The organism is Hwangdonia sp., from assembly GCF_048381975.1.
Taxonomy (GTDB): domain Bacteria; phylum Bacteroidota; class Bacteroidia; order Flavobacteriales; family Flavobacteriaceae; genus Hwangdonia; species Hwangdonia seohaensis.
This window is the reverse complement of the sequence record NZ_JBLWYT010000002.1, coordinates 296,596-315,120: the sequence shown is the minus strand read 5'-3', so window position 1 is coordinate 315,120 and position 18,525 is coordinate 296,596. Positions and strand designations below refer to the sequence as shown.

General features: G+C 37.9%; 17 protein-coding genes and 1 tRNA gene. 8 read left to right on the top strand and 10 right to left on the bottom strand.

The genetic code is table 11. The features are described from left to right. Nucleotides 1-109: 109 nt before the first annotated feature. From ACN5J7_RS05305 to ACN5J7_RS05270, 8 genes are all read left to right on the top strand, one after another. A complete protein-coding gene (locus ACN5J7_RS05305; RefSeq protein WP_316982292.1) occupies nt 110-337 on the top strand; it encodes a (4Fe-4S)-binding protein in 228 nt (75 codons plus the stop codon). A 285-nt stretch (nt 338-622) separates the two neighbouring features. Next, on the top strand, nt 623-1,117 hold the full coding sequence (locus tag ACN5J7_RS05300) for a hypothetical protein (RefSeq protein ID WP_311941615.1): 495 nt from the start codon (nt 623-625) through the stop codon (nt 1,115-1,117). A gap of 3 nt (nt 1,118-1,120) precedes the next feature. Further along, nucleotides 1,121-1,903 (top strand): hypothetical protein, encoded by a 783-nt coding sequence (locus tag ACN5J7_RS05295; RefSeq protein ID WP_311941610.1) that lies wholly within the window; start codon nt 1,121-1,123, stop codon nt 1,901-1,903. Nucleotides 1,904-1,908: 5 nt separating this feature from the next. Next, entirely contained in the window at nt 1,909-2,568 is a 660-nt protein-coding gene (locus ACN5J7_RS05290; protein ID WP_311941606.1) for a hypothetical protein, read from the top strand. A gap of 13 nt (nt 2,569-2,581) precedes the next feature. Then, nucleotides 2,582-3,232: a hypothetical protein gene (locus ACN5J7_RS05285; RefSeq protein ID WP_418603099.1), complete on the top strand. Its 651-nt coding sequence runs from the start codon at nt 2,582-2,584 to the stop codon at nt 3,230-3,232. After that, complete coding sequence (locus ACN5J7_RS05280; RefSeq protein WP_418603098.1) at nt 3,201-3,926, top strand: hypothetical protein; 726 nt, start codon at nt 3,201-3,203, stop codon at nt 3,924-3,926. The genes ACN5J7_RS05285 and ACN5J7_RS05280 overlap by 32 nt, the downstream gene beginning before the upstream one ends. A gap of 41 nt (nt 3,927-3,967) precedes the next feature. Next, nucleotides 3,968-4,996, top strand: a complete 1,029-nt coding sequence (locus tag ACN5J7_RS05275; RefSeq protein ID WP_418603097.1) for a polyprenyl synthetase family protein — start codon at nt 3,968-3,970, stop codon at nt 4,994-4,996. Nucleotides 4,997-4,998: 2 nt separating this feature from the next. Next, nucleotides 4,999-6,453: a geranylgeranyl reductase family protein gene (locus tag ACN5J7_RS05270; protein ID WP_418603096.1), complete on the top strand. Its 1,455-nt coding sequence runs from the start codon at nt 4,999-5,001 to the stop codon at nt 6,451-6,453. Between the two features lie 72 nt (nt 6,454-6,525). On the opposite strand, the gene ACN5J7_RS05265 is transcribed toward ACN5J7_RS05270, so the two are convergent. The 10 genes from ACN5J7_RS05265 to ACN5J7_RS05220 form a co-directional block, all read right to left on the bottom strand. Beyond that, nucleotides 6,526-6,843, bottom strand: a complete 318-nt coding sequence (locus ACN5J7_RS05265; RefSeq protein WP_311941588.1) for a DUF3467 domain-containing protein — start codon at nt 6,841-6,843, stop codon at nt 6,526-6,528. A 141-nt stretch (nt 6,844-6,984) separates the two neighbouring features. After that, nucleotides 6,985-11,286, bottom strand: coding sequence for a DNA-directed RNA polymerase subunit beta' (gene rpoC, locus ACN5J7_RS05260; protein ID WP_311941585.1), 4,302 nt, complete (start codon nt 11,284-11,286; stop codon nt 6,985-6,987). 32 nt (nt 11,287-11,318) lie between these two features. Continuing rightward, nucleotides 11,319-15,131 carry a DNA-directed RNA polymerase subunit beta gene (gene rpoB, locus ACN5J7_RS05255; protein WP_418603095.1) on the bottom strand — a complete coding sequence of 1,271 codons (3,813 nt, stop codon included), beginning with the start codon at nt 15,129-15,131 and terminating at the stop codon, nt 11,319-11,321. Between the two features lie 191 nt (nt 15,132-15,322). Further along, the gene (gene rplL / locus ACN5J7_RS05250; RefSeq protein WP_418603094.1) at nt 15,323-15,700 is read right to left on the bottom strand and encodes a 50S ribosomal protein L7/L12; all 378 of its coding nucleotides are present in this window, start codon (nt 15,698-15,700) and stop codon (nt 15,323-15,325) included. Nucleotides 15,701-15,764: 64 nt separating this feature from the next. Then, entirely contained in the window at nt 15,765-16,286 is a 522-nt protein-coding gene (gene rplJ / locus ACN5J7_RS05245) for a 50S ribosomal protein L10 (RefSeq protein WP_311941573.1), read from the bottom strand. 20 nt (nt 16,287-16,306) lie between these two features. Then, nucleotides 16,307-16,996, bottom strand: coding sequence for a 50S ribosomal protein L1 (gene rplA / locus ACN5J7_RS05240; RefSeq protein ID WP_418603093.1), 690 nt, complete (start codon nt 16,994-16,996; stop codon nt 16,307-16,309). A gap of 20 nt (nt 16,997-17,016) precedes the next feature. Further along, on the bottom strand, nt 17,017-17,454 hold the full coding sequence (gene rplK / locus ACN5J7_RS05235) for a 50S ribosomal protein L11 (RefSeq protein WP_034040671.1): 438 nt from the start codon (nt 17,452-17,454) through the stop codon (nt 17,017-17,019). Between the two features lie 72 nt (nt 17,455-17,526). Then, nucleotides 17,527-18,081 carry a transcription termination/antitermination protein NusG gene (gene nusG, locus ACN5J7_RS05230; protein WP_311941566.1) on the bottom strand — a complete coding sequence of 185 codons (555 nt, stop codon included), beginning with the start codon at nt 18,079-18,081 and terminating at the stop codon, nt 17,527-17,529. 22 nt (nt 18,082-18,103) lie between these two features. Next, nucleotides 18,104-18,298, bottom strand: a complete 195-nt coding sequence (secE, locus tag ACN5J7_RS05225; RefSeq protein WP_311941562.1) for a preprotein translocase subunit SecE — start codon at nt 18,296-18,298, stop codon at nt 18,104-18,106. Nucleotides 18,299-18,387: 89 nt separating this feature from the next. After that, nucleotides 18,388-18,460, bottom strand: a tRNA-Trp gene (locus tag ACN5J7_RS05220). Nucleotides 18,461-18,525 lie beyond the last annotated feature (65 nt).

The following is an 18,525-nucleotide window of genomic DNA, read 5'->3' as shown; positions in this document are numbered from 1 at the left end:
ATTCCTATATTGATAAAATTAGCGTATCCATTCCGAGAATTTAATATTTTAGCGATTCCCTCTTCAGAAAATAATTATTAGAAATTCATAACCCAAAACGTGAAAATCTATGGAATCTTACAAAAACGAATACAGTAATAATGACATTTTGGTAACCTACGAACCATGTGTTTGCATTCATGCCGAAAAATGTGCAAAAGGATTATCCGATGTGTTTAGAACTTCAGTTATCCCTTGGATTAATTTAGAAGGCTCAGAAACCGAACGAATCATAAACCAAATAAAGCGCTGTCCTTCTGGTGCTTTACAATTTCATTTAAAGAAAGAGGTGGCTTAAGGGTACCTGTTTCTTCGAATCCTTTTTTGCCATAAAACAAAGGTGGAAGTTCGGTTAACGTAAAAGCAAATTCAGAATTAAAAAAGGACGGTCTTTTATATCTCTTAAAGGCACGACTCTGTTTTTTTGGTTGGCTTTTAAGGATTAATGTGTGTAATTTATCTGTTTTACACACTTTTATTACACCACTTTTAATACCCAACGTTCTAAATTTTAGGTATTTACGTCTTGGGCTTTCAAGTTTTTTTATTACCTTTAATGGGCTAATCTTAAATTTCCTAACACATGAGCACGCCCAAAATACCCACCGATTATCATCACGTATTACACCCCGATCGCACTTTTGATGTTGATACCGAATTATCTGGCGGTATGGATGCCAAACATTCCGGAAAAATAGAAACGCAGCTTTCCGGAAGTGTTGAAAATAAAATCAGCGGAAGCTTAAACACCACAAACACCTTAAAACTTACCGGCGACAGCTCGGAACCCGTTGCTACCGACAATAAGGTTGAAATTCTCAACTTACCACGTTTTACCCTTCAAGATATTAAAGACCTTATGAAACATCGGGTGCGCATCCCAAACTATTCCAATATATGCTTTAAAATGCTTGGGGTCGAGTTTTTTAGTATTTGTACCAGTGGAGAAGGCCAGATTATTACGGAGCCTTATGTGCCTACATCTGCCGAATTGTGTGAGGATGATTGTTGCGAGCCCGACGTGCGCCCTTTTCCAAAACCAAGACAAGACTACACTGGGGATAACATAAAAACATAAAACATGGAAACTAAAGTGCCAAATTCCTTAATGGAAAAAATAGATTTTGGAGACGATACCATTGTTTTAAATGGCACTCCTAAAAGATTAAGTGGAACCGTGCGGTTACATAATCAAAATGAAACCAAGGCTCGGGTGCGGCATTTAAACCTAAAACCCGCAAAGGTTAAAAACACTAAAAACCTCAACACCATTCCGCTTCTTGTCAACACCAAACTACGGGCGGGAGAAAGCCGGTTGCAATCGTTGTCGCTTGCCCTTCCACCTGAAACACCACCGGGAACCTACCACCATTATATTGAAATAGGCAATAAAAAACGAAACATACAGCTGGTCGTACAGCCTTCGATAAACATATCCGTTCAACCTAGTGAATTTACCCTTCAAAACACTAGTCCGGGTACCAAACACAGTGTAAGTTTTACGGTAACCAATTTAGGTAATCTCGATTTTCAAATTCCCAATGCCAAACATGCGGCCGCTTTGGATATGGACATGCTATGTCGCGCTTTCGGAAAAGGATTTAGAGATGATAAAGTCAAGGGTTTTAATGATACAATGGACAAAGTTACCGAACACATAAAAGAGCAGTTACCCAATTGGGCGAATTCCAAAATTACCGAAGCAGGCGATATTATCAAACCCGGAAAACAGCGGCTCGTTAACTTTTCATTTGTTATGCCAAAAGAGACCAATGCTGAGAATGATTACGATTTAAACGTTAGGTTTTGGGATAAAGAGCTCTCTTTTGCTATTAAGTCGCATCAACAAACTAAAAATACTTAGAAAACATGGAAAACAAGAAACTCAACTCCAATGTGTTCAGCGATTCTGTTATGGAAAACATACAAACACTGTCCGATATGTCCATGCAATTTTATGGTACCATGTTGGAAAATGTGTTGGGCAACAACACACAAGTCAACAAGCAAATAGGGCAACTTGGGAAAAATGCCCTCGACCCCATCAAAGCTATTTTAAATTCTGACGATTGCTGTGCCCCAAAAGAAAAATGCCCGCCGCATTGTATTGCCTCTATTAACAGAAAAGCCATGGCTGGAGAGCGCATAATCATACCTTTTGTTGTAAAAAACAATTGCCAAAAGCCCAAAACCTATAAAATTGGGGCTCGCGAATTAAAAGATCAAGACGGTAAACTTGCAACAGCACAACCTCTGCTCAATAAAAATAGTGTGTCGCTGCAACCAAACACATCTGAACGCGTACTTATAAGTCTCGACCTAGTAAATTTTAAAGACGGTGTTTATACGGCAGAAATCGTACTTCGTGAAAAGGAGTACAATCAAAATATTTGTTTAACCGTTTCCGTTGGAGACCACAGCGCGCCTATTGTTACGCCATACGAAGAGAAAAAATTCAAATTAAAATGGCAGAGTTGGAAATCGCATTTCTACTGCGAACCAAAAGAACGCGCAACGACCCGAAGTTAAAATCTAAAAAGGCATGGCTGAAACAAATGACAAGCAACCTTTAGAGAAATTGTTCAAACATACTCTGGAGCTCAATAAAAAGTATATCGAACAAGGGTTTAAGGTATTTAACGAGTGGAGCAAACAACCAAACAAGCCCAATAATCTTTTTGTTTTTAAACCCGAGCAGTACAGCAAAGCTTTTAATGCATTTGCAAAACTAAATTTGGAATACTACAACAACGCCATGGCACTTGGATTTGGAATGTTGGACACGATGTTGAAAAAAACAGCACCCGAAACGACACCCGAAGCCGAACCTGCGTTTGTGCTCACGGCCAATGTTAATGCCGGTTCTAAAGCTGCGTTGGAGTTTATTTTAGAAAACACGAAAACCGAGGTGGCCAACTGCGAATTGGTAAACTCTAACTTCGTCGATGAAAATGACGCCGAATTCCCTTCGATAAAAACCACGTTCAAACCACAAAAATTTACCCAAGAGCCCGATGAGTCAAGCACGGTTAAAATTGGTGTTCAAGTTCCTAAAAACACGCCTCCCGATACCTATTTTAGTGATGTAACCGTAATAGGATTTGAACCTTCTTTTTTTAGAATCCAGCTTACAGTAGAACCTTTTTTAACAAAATCAGCCCATGCCAAAACAAAAAGACAATCCAAAAAATAAGCAAGGTTCCAGCAAAGGTAAAAATCGCGAAGGTGAACCTTGGATTGATTCTGACCGCGTGATGAACAAAGCACAAAGTATTGTGAATTCCGCAGTAAATGTTTTAGAAGAAGAAATAGCTGCGGGTATTTTAGCGGCTAAAAAAATTGAAAAAAAACTCATTGACGTAGATGAAATTAGGAGCGACCCTGATGCCTTAATGAATCGAATCCGTCGTGATTCGCATGAAGTGCTGGATTTGGTCATAGACGGATTTGCCGCCATTACCGCCCAAATGAATGAGGTTATTGAAACGCTTAAGAACGAAAAGGAAAATCAAAGCAAGAAAAAAACAAAACCAAAAGCAGCATCAAAAAAACCAAGTCCAGACGTTATCGTACTAGAACCTGAAAACCCGATGAAACCGGGAGAATCCGTTACCCTCAACCTAATTATGTATGAAGATACCGCTGGTAAACCCAAGACCATCGCGTTTAGAAAATCCGATTTTATTGGTAGCGGAAATCAAAAAATCAGTCTTCGTTCTATAATCATACAACCTAAAAAAACACAACTCAAACCCAAAGAGGAAAAGGATATAAGTATAACCATAAATCTTCCTAAAAATGCCGTTCCGGGCGATTACAATGCTTTTATTACCTGCATTAACAACCCGCAAATTCGTGTTCTTATTGCTTTAAAAGTCATCGAATGACGTATTAAAACAAAACCAACTAACCGCTAAAATATCACCGTATGGATGTGCCACAAATGAAATCAAAATTGAAATACTACGGCGCTGAAACGCTTCGTGGTATTCATGCATTTGTGCCCGAAAAAGAACCTAAACATTATTTATACGACCTTATTTTAGACTATCCCAACCGAGGAGGTAAAGGGTTCAGACCCGGGTTGTGCATTGCAAGCTGTAAGGCTCATGGTGGTCAATTACACCAAGCAAAATTTACAGCAGTGACTTTAGAAATGCTTCACAACGCTTTTCTTATCCATGACGATGTGGAAGATGAAAGTGCTTTCCGGCGCAATAAACCAACCATGCACAGCGCTCATAGTCGGGCAATAGCCATTAACGTTGGCGACATGATGAATGCGTTGAGCCTTTATCCGCTTTGGCGAAACAAAGAACTTTTGGGTGATAAACTTGCACAACGCATTTTTTTAGAGGTGTATCATCTCATTACCGAATCGGCTGAAGGCCAAGCCTTGGAACTCGGTTGGCGACAAGACAATCGCTGCGATCTCACCGAAAAGGATTATCTGCGTATGATACTTAAAAAAACTTGTTGGTACACTTGTATTCAACCCATTCGCATTGGTGCGCTAATTGGCAGTAACGGTGTAATAAACCCCGATTCCTTTAATAGATTGGGATATTTTATGGGTGCTGCATTTCAAATCCAAGACGATATTCTCAACTTGATCGGGGAAGAAAGCGCTTATGGTAAAGAAATTGGCGGGGATATTATTGAAGGAAAACGCACCTTGATGCTGATACATTTACTTTCGGAATGTACTTCCGAAGAACACCGTTTTATCAAAGGTTATTTGGGTACGCCTATGTTGGGCAGAGATCTGGCCGATGCTAAACAAATTCTTGATCTCATGCATCAATATAAATCCATTGACCATGCAAAAAAAACCAGTCAATATTTGGCAGGAGCGGCTTTAAAGGAGTTTTACACCCATTTTTCGCACTTAAAAGATACTGAAGACAAGGCTTTTATAGAAACCATCATCATGTATATGATTAATAGAAATTATTAAGGATGATACAGATTCGTCCAAAAATAGATTTTGATTGTGACGTGCTTATTGTAGGCGGTGGACCTGCTGGAAGTGCTTTAGCGCATCACTTATCAAAAATAAATATTAAAACCATTGTGGTTGAAGCTGAGCGTTTTCCAAGAGACAAGGTTTGTGGTGATGGTGTAAGCCCTATCGCGTTAAAAGAGCTTCATGATATTGGAATTACCCAAACCGAAGCTTTCAAAAAAGCCAATTCTATTGAAAAAGTTGGTCTCTTTTTGAATAAAGACCAAACCTTTATTCAGTTGGAAAAACCCGAAACATTGCCTTTTCATGCGCGTATTATCCCTCGAATTGAGCTGGATTATATGGTTTATAAAGCGGCAAAATCTGCTGGTGCCCAATTTATAGAAAACGCCCGTGTTATCGATTTCAAGGTTAGTGCCCACAAAGTGGTTACCACCTATAAAAAAGGAGCTTCTGAAAAGGAAATCACGTCAAAACTAATTGTTGGTGCCGATGGGAGTCGATCGTTAGTCGGACGAAAACTGCGAGGCAACATGCCAGACCCGGCTTATCAATTATTGGGGTTACGCTCGTATTTCAAAAATGTAAACGGCCCAAAAAACCGCGTAGACGTTTACTTTAGCAAAGTAAATTTCCCAGGGATTTATTGGCTTTTCCCAAAGGGAGAGAATGGCGCCAATGTTGGAATGGCCATGGTTTTTAAAACATGCCCGCAACAAGCTTCGGAAGTTCGAAAGTGTTTTTCAAACTTCATTGAAAGTAATCCAGATTTAAAAAAACGCTTAGGAAAAGGAAAAGCCATTGAAAAAATCCAGGGGTGGCCCATTACTTTTTATAACTCGCAAAACCCCATTATTTCAGATAGAGCGATGTTTATCGGTGAGGCTGCCGGATTAATTAATCCGCTTAGTGGTGATGGTATTCAATATGCGGTTTTAAGTGCTCGATGGGCCTCAGTAGAAATTAAAAAATGCTCAGAACAAAACGACTTTTCTTATGCTGCGTTGGCGGGTTATCAAACAAAAATTGAGAGTGAACTGGAATACGATTTTGCCTTGTCTAATTTACTGGTGCAATTTGGCAGAAACAAAACCTTGAGCCCTTTGTGGATGTCTTTTCTAAAAATTCTTATAGCACGGTGTAAAGAAGACCCTAAATTTGCGGGTACCATTGCCGGTATTTTTGAAGGCACCTACCCATCGTACAAAGCTTTACGTGCCGAATTTATATTAAAAATTGCCATGCAAGCTGGTATCGATGCCAATTCATACATTTTAAATAGGGCTAACCAGCCCGCACAGTTTGTTAAAGATGGAAGCCAATTTGCCGAAACATCGAAAGATATTTTAATAGAATTGAGCAAGGACCCCAAAGCCCATTTGGGCTGGTTGGCAGATGTTGCTGGAAAAACCTTTAAAGTGGCTAAGCATACCCTAAATGGTAAATGAAAGAAATCATTAAAGTTATATGCTATAAAAAAAGCCTTTAAACTCCATCAATGGAACAAAGGCTTTTTTTGTTTATGCTTGACCCGTAGGCCCAAAATTTAATGGTATGGGCGGTTGCTCATAATCTTTAATTTCGCCATGTGCATTTTCAAACCTAGAAACATTATCATTTAAAGCTTTTAACAGACGTTTGGCGTGCTGAGGCGTTAAAATAATTCTAGATTTCACCTTACTTTTAGGCACCCCGGGCATAATTTTTACAAAGTCTATTACAAACTCTGATACGGAGTGATTGATGATTGCCAAGTTGGAATAAATCCCTTCGGCAACCGTTTCATCCAATTCAATATTTATCTGCCCCTGTTTTTGTTTATCTTTTTCTTCTGCCATAATATTAGTATTTAGAATATAAAAAGCCTCCAAGTTTATTTACATGAAGGCTTTTTTTTTATTAGATGCTTCGACTAGGCTCAGCATAAATTCGACTTACGCCATACACAGCGCCTTTGGCTAGTATATGCCGAGTCTCATTTAGTTATAATTTAACTCTTTTTTTACTTGCATCATTTCATCAAATTCTTCTTTAGAACCTACAATAATATCCGTATAGTTACGCATACCTGTACCTGCTGGAATTCTATGTCCAACAATTACATTTTCTTTAAGTCCTTCTAAAGTATCAACTTTACCTGCTACGGCTGCTTCGTTAAGAACCTTAGTGGTTTCTTGGAAGGATGCCGCAGAAATAAATGATTTTGTTTGAAGCGATGCTCTTGTAATACCTTGCAATATTGGTGTAGCCGTTGCTGGCTGCGCATCTCTTGCAACTACAAGATTTTTATCTTCTCGACGTAAAATGGAGTTTTCATCTCTTAATTCGCGAGGTGAAATAATTTGTCCCGCTTTTAAGTTTGTTGAATCACCTGCGTCTTCAATCACTTTCATTCCGAAAATTTCATCGTTTTCTTGAATGAAATCTGCTTTATGAGCCAATTGATCTTCTAAGAAAATAGTATCTCCAGAATCAATAATACGTACTTTACGCATCATTTGACGAACAACAACCTCGAAGTGCTTATCGTTAATTTTCACACCTTGCAAACGATATACTTCCTGTACTTCGTTTACTAAGTATTGTTGTACGGCCGATGGTCCTTTGATATTTAAAATATCGTTTGGTGTAATAGAACCATCAGATAAAGGCATACCCGCTTTTACATAATCGTTTTCCTGTACAAGGATTTGATTAGATAATTTTACTAAGTATTTCTTAATATCGCCCGATTTCGATTCTACAATAATCTCACGATTACCACGCTTAATTTTTCCGAAAGATACCACACCATCAATAGCACTAACTACTGCTGGATTTGAAGGGTTACGTGCTTCGAACAACTCGGTTACACGTGGTAAACCTCCTGTAATATCACCCGCTTTTGCAGATTTACGAGGAATTTTAACCAATACCTTACCGATAATAATCTTTTCTCCGTCGTCAATCATTAAATGCGCTCCAACAGGTAAGTTATAAGAACGAATAATTTCACCTTTACCATCTTCAATATGAAGCGTTGGTATTAGTTTTTTGTTTCTAGATTCTGAAATTACTTTTTCTTGGAAACCGGTTTGTTCATCAATTTCTACCTGATAGGTTACCCCTTGCTCGATGTTTTCATATTTTACTTTACCAGCAAATTCTGAAATAATAACACCGTTGTATGGATCCCATTGACAAACCACATCGCCTTTACTTAGCTCTTGACCATTTTTAACATAAATGGTAGAACCATAAGGGATATTGTTGGTACTTAAAACAATACCCGTTTTCTTATCTGTTAATTTAAGTTCGGATGTACGCGAGATTACAATATCTACATCATTACCTTCGCTATCTTTACCTTTTACGGTTTTTAAATCTTCTATTTCGGCAATACCGTTAAACTTAACAGCCAATTTATTATCCTCTGAAATGTTACCGGCAATACCACCTACGTGGAACGTACGCAATGTTAACTGGGTTCCAGGTTCTCCAATAGATTGTGCAGCAACAACACCAACAGCTTCGCCACGTTGTACCATTTTACCTGTCGCTAAATTACGACCGTAACATTTGGCACAAATACCTTTTAAGGCTTCACAGCTTAATGCCGAACGTACTTCGACAGCATCAATTGGTGAGGCTTCAATAGCTTTTGCTATATCGTCATCAATAAGTTCGCCGGCTGCAACCAACAACTCATCTGTTAAAGGATTATAAACATCGTTTAAAGATACACGGCCAACTATTCTTTCTTCTAAAGTTTCAACAACCTCATCATTCTTCTTTAATGGCTCAACTTCAACACCTCTTAACGTACCACAATCTTCAGTATTGATAATCACATCTTGTGAAACATCTACCAAACGACGTGTTAAGTATCCAGCATCGGCCGTTTTAAGAGCCGTATCTGCAAGACCTTTACGTGCACCGTGGGTTGAGATAAAGTATTCTAAAATTGAAAGTCCTTCTTTAAAGTTAGAAAGAATCGGGTTTTCGATAATTTCACCTCCACCAGCATTCGATTTTTTAGGTTTCGCCATTAATCCACGCATACCGGTAAGCTGACGAATCTGTTCTTTAGATCCACGAGCTCCAGAATCAAGCATCATAAATACCGAGTTAAACCCTTGTTGGTCTTCTCGGATACGCTTCATCGACAACTCGGTCAATTCCGCATTTGTTGACGTCCAAATATCAATAACTTGGTTGTAACGTTCGTTATTGGTAATAAGCCCCATGTTATAGTTACCCGTAATACCATCAACTAAACCATTGGCTTTATCAATCATACCTTGCTTTTCCGGCGGAATGATAATATCACCTAAACTGAATGATAATCCACCTTGGAATGCAAATTTGAATCCTAAAGTTCTAATTGCATCTAAGAAATCAGCCGTTTCAGGAACCGAGGTTACTTTAAGAATTTTTCCAATTATATCCCTTAACGATTTTTTAGTCAATACCTGATTGATGTATCCAGCCGCTTGTGGTACGTGTTGATTAAACAACACACGACCCACCGTGGTTTCAACAATCATTTTATCAAGTTTGCCGTCTTCATTAAGATCGATTGTTCTTACTTTAATACCTGCATTTAAATCCACTCTTTTCTCGTTAAAAGCTATTACCACTTCTTCTGGAGAATAAAAAGTCAATCCTTCACCTTTTACTGGCATTTCTGGCGTAGACTCACGCAACTTGGTCATATAATAAAGACCAAGTACCATATCTTGAGAAGGTACCGTTACTGGCGAACCATTTGCTGGGTTTAAGATATTGTGAGATGCCAACATTAATAACTGGCACTCTAAAATAGCTTCTGGCCCAAGTGGTAAATGCACCGCCATCTGGTCACCATCAAAATCGGCATTAAACGCCGTACACACTAATGGGTGTAACTGAATCGCTTTACCTTCAATAAGCTTAGGTTGAAATGCTTGTATACCAAGTCTGTGTAAGGTAGGAGCACGATTTAAAAGTACTGGATGTCCTTTTAAAACATTCTCTAAAATATCCCAAACCACAGGCTCTCTTTTATCTATAATTTTCTTTGCAGATTTTACGGTTTTTACAATACCTCTTTCAATTAATTTTCTAATTACGAAAGGTTTGTATAATTCGGCTGCCATATTTTTTGGAATACCACATTCGAACAACCTCAATTCCGGTCCAACAACAATTACCGAACGCGCCGAATAATCAACACGCTTACCAAGTAAGTTTTGACGGAAACGCCCTTGCTTACCTTTAAGTGAATCGGATAACGATTTTAATGGTCTGTTGGAATCTGTTTTTACTGCAGACGATTTACGTGTGTTATCAAACAATGAATCGACAGATTCTTGTAACATACGTTTTTCGTTACGTAAAATCACCTCTGGTGCTTTTATCTCAACCAATCTTTTAAGACGGTTGTTACGGATAATCACACGACGGTATAAATCATTTAAATCGGACGTTGCGAAACGACCACCATCTAACGGCACTAAAGGACGTAATTCTGGCGGTATGATTGGCACAACCTTCATAATCATCCACTCCGGACGATTTTCCCTGTTATTGTTAGATTCACGTAAGGCTTCAACCACTTGTAAACGTTTTAAAGCTTCAGTTTTACGTTGTTTAGACGTTTCTGTATTGGCTTTATGACGCAATTCGTAAGACAGCGCTTGTAAATCGATTCTTGCTAATAATTCAATTAAACACTCCGCTCCCATTTTAGCCAAAAACTTATTTGGGTCGTCGTCATCTAAATATTGATTATCTTGAGGAAGTGTTTCTAAAATGTTTAGGTATTCTTCTTCAGTAAGGAAATCCAATTTTTGCAATGGCTCACCTTCTTCATTTTTGGCATTACCCGGTTGAATTACTACATAACGTTCGTAGTAAATAATCATATCTAATTTCTTAGACGGCAAACCAAGTAAGTAACCTATTTTGTTTGGTAACGAACGGAAGTACCAGATATGGGCAACAGGCACAACAAGGTTGATGTGTCCTACGCGATCTCTACGCACTTTCTTTTCTGTAACTTCTACACCACAACGGTCGCAAACAATACCTTTATAACGAATTCTTTTATATTTACCACAAGCACATTCGTAATCCTTTACAGGGCCAAAAATACGCTCACAGAACAAACCATCACGTTCTGGTTTGTGAGTTCGATAATTGATAGTTTCTGGTTTTAAAACCTCACCTCTAGATTCTGCTAAAATAGATTCTGGTGATGCTAAACCAATGGAGATTTTGTTAAATCTCTTTACTGTATGTTTATCTTGTTTTCTTGCCATAATATATGGTTGAAATGATTTTAATTAATTAACTACTCCTCTAATCTGATATCCAAACCTAGACCTTTCAGTTCATGCATAAGCACGTTGAATGATTCCGGCAACCCTGGATCTGGCATGGGTTCGCCTTTTACAATAGCTTCGTAAGTTTTGGCTCTTCCAATCACATCATCAGATTTTACAGTTAAAATTTCACGTAAGGTACTTGATGCGCCATAAGCTTCAAGTGCCCAAACTTCCATCTCACCAAAACGCTGACCACCAAATTGTGCTTTACCACCAAGCGGCTGTTGCGTAATTAATGAGTAAGGCCCGATAGAACGCGCGTGCATTTTATCGTCAACCATATGGCCAAGTTTCAACATATAAATCACACCAACCGTTGCTGGTTGATCGAAACGTTGTCCTGTTCCACCATCGTATAAATAGGTATGCCCGTATCTTGGAATTCCAGCTTCATCTGTGAATTCGTTAATTTGATCTATAGTTGCTCCATCAAAAATTGGTGTTGCGAAAGTACGCCCTAGTTTTTGGCCAGCCCATCCGAGAACGGTTTCATAAATCTGACCGATATTCATACGAGACGGTACACCAAGTGGATTTAATACAATATCAACCGGCGTTCCATCTTCTAAGAATGGCATATCTTCCTGACGAACGATACGAGCAACGATACCTTTGTTACCGTGACGTCCCGCCATTTTATCACCTACTTTAAGCTTACGCTTTTTGGCAATATAAACCTTAGCAAGTTTAATGATTCCCGCAGGTAACTCATCACCAACTGAAATTGTAAACTTCTCGCGGCGTAATGCACCTTGTAAATCGTTTTCCTTTATTTTGTAATTATGGATTAAATCTGCTACAAGTTTGTTTGTATGCTCATCTGTGGTCCATTTACCTGACACTAAATGCGCATAATCATCAACAGCATTTAACATTTTAAGTGTGAATTTTTTACCTTTTGGCAATACCTCTTCACCTAAATCGTTAAAAATACCTTGAGCCGTTTTACCATTTACAATAGAGAAAAGCTTTTCGACCAATACATCTTTTAAAGCATCGAATTTCGCATCGTAAATACCTTCCAATTGTAAGATATCATCTTTATCCTGCGCTCTTTTACGCTTATCTTTTACGGCTCTTGCAAACAATTTCTTTTCAATAACAACACCGTTTAATGATGGTGAAGCTTTTAAAGAAGCATCTTTAACATCGCCGGCTTTATCTCCAAAAATGGCACGTAATAATTTTTCTTCAGGTGTTGGGTCTGATTCTCCTTTTGGTGTAATTTTACCAATAAGGATATCGCCTGGTTTAACCTCGGCACCAACGCGAATCATTCCGTGTTCATCCAAATCTTTTGTCGCTTCTTCCGAAACGTTAGGAATATCGTTAGTCAATTCTTCGTTACCTAATTTGGTATCTCTAACCTCTAATGAATACTCATCGATATGAATAGATGTGAAAATATCTTCACGAACCACTTTTTCAGAAATTACAATCGCATCCTCAAAGTTGTATCCTTTCCATGGCATAAAGGCCACTTTCATATTTCTACCTAAAGCTAATTCTCCTTTTTGAGTTGCATAACCTTCACATAAAACCTGACCTTTGGTAACTTTATCACCCTTAACCACGATTGGTTTTAAGTTGATAGACGTTCCTTGGTTTGTTTTTCTGAATTTTACCAATTCGTAGGTTTTAATATCGCTATCAAAACTTACTTTAGCCTCATCTTCGGTACGCTCGTACTGAATTTTAATCTCGTTGGCATCAACATAAAGTACTACGCCATTGCCTTCTGCATTAATTAATACACGAGAATCTGAAGCAACTTGACGCTCTAAACCGGTACCTACAATTGGTGCATCTACTCGTAAAAGTGGCACTGCTTGACGCATCATGTTTGATCCCATCAAAGCTCTGTTCGCATCATCATGCTCTAAGAACGGAATCAAAGACGCCGAAATAGACGATATTTGATTTGGAGCTACATCGGTATAATGTAAAGCTGCCGGATCAATTACTGGGAAATCGCCTTCCATTCTGGCAATAACCTTCTCGTGTAAAATTTTACCGTTATCATCAACTTCAACAGTTGCCTGAGCGATTAATTTTTCTTCTTCTTCTTCAGCACTTAAATACGTTGGCTCGTTTTTGATATCTACAACACCATCTGTAACTTTTCTGTAAGGCGTTTCAATGAACCCCATAGAATTCACTTTAGCATACACTGAAAGTGAAGAGATTAAACCAATGTTTGGTCCCTCTGGTGTTTCAATGGGACAAAGTCTTCCGTAGTGTGTATAGTGTACATCACGAACCTCGAATCCTGCTCTTTCACGAGATAAACCTCCAGGTCCTAAGGCAGATAAACGACGCTTATGCGTAATTTCTGCAAGAGGATTGGTTTGGTCCATGAATTGCGAAAGCTGATTGGTACCAAAGAAAGAGTTAATTACAGACGATAAAGTCTTGGCATTAATCAAATCTATTGGTGTAAACACCTCGTTATCACGAACGTTCATTCGCTCACGAATAGTACGTGCCATACGTGCTAAACCAACACCAAATTGTTGAGATAATTGCTCACCAACCGTACGTACACGACGGTTTGATAAGTGATCAATATCATCAATCTCTGCTTTAGAGTTGATAAGCTCGATTAAATATTTTATAATGGTGATGATATCTTCTTTGGTAAGCACTTGCTTATCCATGCCAATATCAAGACCTAATTTTTTGTTCATTCTGTAACGGCCAACCTCACCTAAAGAGTAACGTTGGTCTGAGAAGAATAATTTATCAATAATGCCTCTTGCGGTTTCCTCATCTGGCGGCTCCGCATTACGCAATTGTCTATAGATATGCTCAACAGCCTCCTTCTCAGAGTTTGTTGGATCTTTTTGAAGCGTGTTATGAATAATGGCATAATCACCTTGCTCTGAAGTTTCTTTGTGTAAAAGAATCGTTTTTACTTCAGCTTCAAGAATTTCTTCAATATTTTCTTTATCAAGTACCGTATCACGATCTAGCACAATTTCGTTACGCTCGATAGATACTACTTCTCCTGTGTCTTCATCAACAAAATCTTCATGCCATGTGTTAAGAACACGTGCCGCAAGCTTTCGTCCTAAATATTTTTTTAATCCGGATTTTGATACTTTAACTTCTTCAGCAAGATCGAAAATCTCTAAAATGTCTTTATCGCGCTCAAAGCCAATAGCTCTAAAAAGCGTTGTTACCGGTAATTTTTTCTTTCTATCAATGTAAGCGTACATCACTTGATTGATATCTGTAGCAAATTCTATCCAAGAGCCTTTAAAAGGAATAACCCTTGCAGAATATAATTTTGTTCCATTGGCATGGAATGATTGTCCAAAGAATACCCCCGGAGATCTATGCAGTTGAGATACTACCACGCGTTCGGCACCATTAATACAAAACGTACCAGAAGGTGTCATGTAAGGTATGGTTCCTAAATAAACATCTTGAACAATGGTCTCGAAATCCTCATGTTCAGGATCTGTACAATATAATTTTAACCTTGCCTTTAGTGGAACGCTGTATGTAAGACCTCTTTCAATACACTCTTCTATAGCATATCTTGGTGGATCTACAAAGTAATCTAAAAACTCTAAAACAAATTGATTACGTGAATCTGTGATTGGAAAGTTTTCCATAAAGGTGTTGTAAAGACCTTCATCACCTCTTTCTTCTGATTTAGTTTCTAATTGGAAAAAATCCTGGAAGGATTTTATCTGAATATCCAAGAAATCTGGGTATTCTGTTCTATTTACAATAGACGAGAAATTTAATCTTTCAGCTTGTGTTGATAACATCAATGGACGGAATTATGATTAAAAATAAATAGTGAAAGCGTGTTAAAACGCTGATTAAACAACAATATACAATTCGATTATGTGTATGTTGTTTTGAGTTTTATTTGGTATAATGCCATTATACGCAAAATGGTCTAGGTCTGATAGCGTATGCTTCAGACCTAAACCTTTGTGTTGTTGGGATGGTAGGCTTACTTAAGCTCAACCTCAGCTCCTGCTTCTTCTAACTGTGCTTTTAATGCTTCAGCTTCGTCTTTGGTAACTGCCTCTTTAATTGGAGATGGAGCATCGTCAACTAAACCTTTAGCTTCTTTTAATCCTAAACCAGTTAATTCTTTAACTAATTTTACAACTGCTAATTTAGAACCACCAGCGGCTTTAAGGATTACATCAAATTCAGTTTGAGCTTCTTCAGCTTCACCACCTGCAGCAGGACCGGCAACAGCAACTGCAGCAGCAGCAGCAGCAGGCTCGATACCATACTCATCTTTTAATATAGTTGCTAACTCGTTTACTTCTTTTACAGTAAGGTTAACTAATTGTTCTGCGAATTCTTTTAAATCTGCCATTTTTCTATCGTTTTAATAATTTTGTGATAATAATATATTTGTAATAAGTGCGTACTTGTTAATACTATCCTTCTTTTTCAGATAGTGTTTTAATAATACCAGCAATGGTTCCTCCACCCGATTTAAGTGCAGAAATAACATTTTTAGCAGGAGATTGTAATAAACCTACAATTTCTCCAATTAATTCTTCTTTAGATTTAATATCAACCAACATATCCAGTTGATCGTCACCCAAATAAACTGCTTCTTCAATAAATGCGCCTTTTAATAAAGGTTTTTCTGATTTTTTACGGAAGTTTTTAATTAACTTAGCTGGTGCATTACCTGTTTCAGAATACATCACCGATGTATTTCCTTTTAAAACCGTTGCAAGGTCTCCAAAGTCTTTTTCTGAAGCTTGCATTGCTTTTTCAAGTAATGTATTTTTAACAACTGCCATTTGCACGTTTGCCTTATAAGCAGCACGACGCAAATTTGAGGTAGCCCCAGCATTTAATCCTGAAATATCTGTTAAATAGATATTTGTATTGTTAGCTAATTCTGCAGTTAATTCCTCAATTACTTGTGATTTTTCTTCTCTTGTCATAATTTAAAGTTTTAACTTAATTAACCAATTTTAGGATCAATCGCTAAACTTGGGCTCATTGTAGAAGACATAAATATGCTTTTTACGTAAATGCCTTTAGCGGTTGTCGGTTTTAGTTTTATTAATGTTGTTAATAATTCATTTGCGTTACCCGCAATTTTATCAGCACTAAATGATGCTTTGCCAATAGCGGCGTGTACAATACCGGTTTTATCAACTTTAAAGTCAATTTTACCAGCTTTTACTTCGCTAACTGCTTTTGCAACATCCATGGTTACTGTACCTGTTTTTGGGTTGGGCATTAAACCACGAGGACCTAATACACGTCCTAAAGGACCCAATTTACCCATAACACTTGGCATAGTTATAATAACATCAACGTCTGTCCAACCGCTCTTGATTTTATCAAGATACTCGTCTAAACCTACGTAATCTGCTCCAGCTTCTTTAGCTTCGGCTTCTTTGTCTGGTGTTACTAATGCTAATACTTTCATGTCTTTACCAGTACCGTGCGGTAATGAAACCACACCACGAACCATTTGGTTGGCTTTACGAGGATCTACTCCTAAACGTACTGCCAAATCAACTGATGCGTCAAATTTTGTATTGGTAATATCTTTAATCAATGCTGATGCTTCATCAACAGAATAAAGTTTTCCTTTTTCAATTTTTGCTAAAGCCTCTTTTTGCTTTTTTGTTAATCTTGCCATTTTCTAATGTCTTTAATAGATTAAGAAGGAAATTTTCCTGTTACGGTTATTCCCATCGATCTTGCTGTTCCAGCAACCATTTTCATAGCCGACTCTGTTGTAAATGCGTTTAAATCTACCATTTTGTCTTCTGCGATGGTTTTAACCTGATCCCAAGATACTTTAGCTACTTTTTTTCGGTTTGGCTCTCCAGACCCCTTCTTCACCTTTGCCGCTTCCATTAACTGGACAGCTGCTGGTGGAGTTTTAATTACAAAGTCGAATGATTTGTCTTTGTAAACAGATATAACCACCGGTAATACTTTACCTGGCTTATCTTGGGTTCTGGCATTGAATTGCTTACAGAACTCCATGATGTTAACACCTGCAGCTCCTAAAGCGGGTCCAACCGGTGGCGATGGATTCGCAGCACCTCCCCGAACTTGTAACTTAACTACTTTACCTAATTCTTTTGCCATTTTTAATAATTTAATTTTGATGTTATCTCTCTTTTGGAAGCGAAAGACCCATCTATCTTAATGTAACACTAATTATACTTTTTCAACTTGCATATAACTTAATTCCAATGGTGTTTTTCTTCCGAAAATTTTAACCATAACTTCAAGTTTGCGCTTTTCTTCATTTATTTTCTCAATCGTTCCATCAAATCCATTGAAAGGTCCGTCGATAACTTTAACCGTTTCACCTTTTGTAAAAGGTATGGCTACATTGGCGCTTTCTTCTACGGCCAATTCATCAACTCTACCCAACATCCTGTTTACTTCAGATTGTCTTAACGGCACAGGGTCCCCTCCTTTGGTTTCACCTAAAAAACCAATTACGTTAGTAACCGATCTAATTATATGTGGTACTTCTCCCGTTAAATTTGCTTGAATCATAATATATCCTGGAAAAAAAACTTTTTCTTTATGAATTTTCTTTCCGTTCCGTATTTGAACAACTCTTTCGGTAGGCACCAATACTTGATCCACATAATCTTGTAACCCCAATCGAGCAATTTCGTTTTCGATATAGGTTTTGATTTTGTTTTCCTGACCACTTACAGCCCTAACAACGTACCATTTTTTCTCACTTACTTCAGACATAAATTTTTCTTTTAACGTTACGTTATTTAATCCAATCAAAGTAAAATGTTATGACTTTGCTGAAAACTGTATCAACCCCCCATATTGCAAGAGAGAATATAATTGAAAATACAGCAACCAAAACGGTTAAACTCTGTGCTTCTGCCCAAGTAGGCCATGTCACATTGTTTTTTAGCTCTCCAAATGATTCCTTTATATAATTTACAATTCCAGCCATTTATTTTTATTCTTTATTTGCACGGGTTGAGAGACTTCCTTCGCCTGTGCTCAGGATAAACTTCTCGTCTCATGTCTTGTTTACTTTTGCACGGGTTGAGAGACTCGAACTCCCGACACCTGGTTTTGGAGACCAGTGCTCTACCAACTGAGCTAAACCCGTAAATATAAGTCAAAAGGCATCACGCTAACGCGTGATACCTTGACTCTATATTTATTAAACTTTAA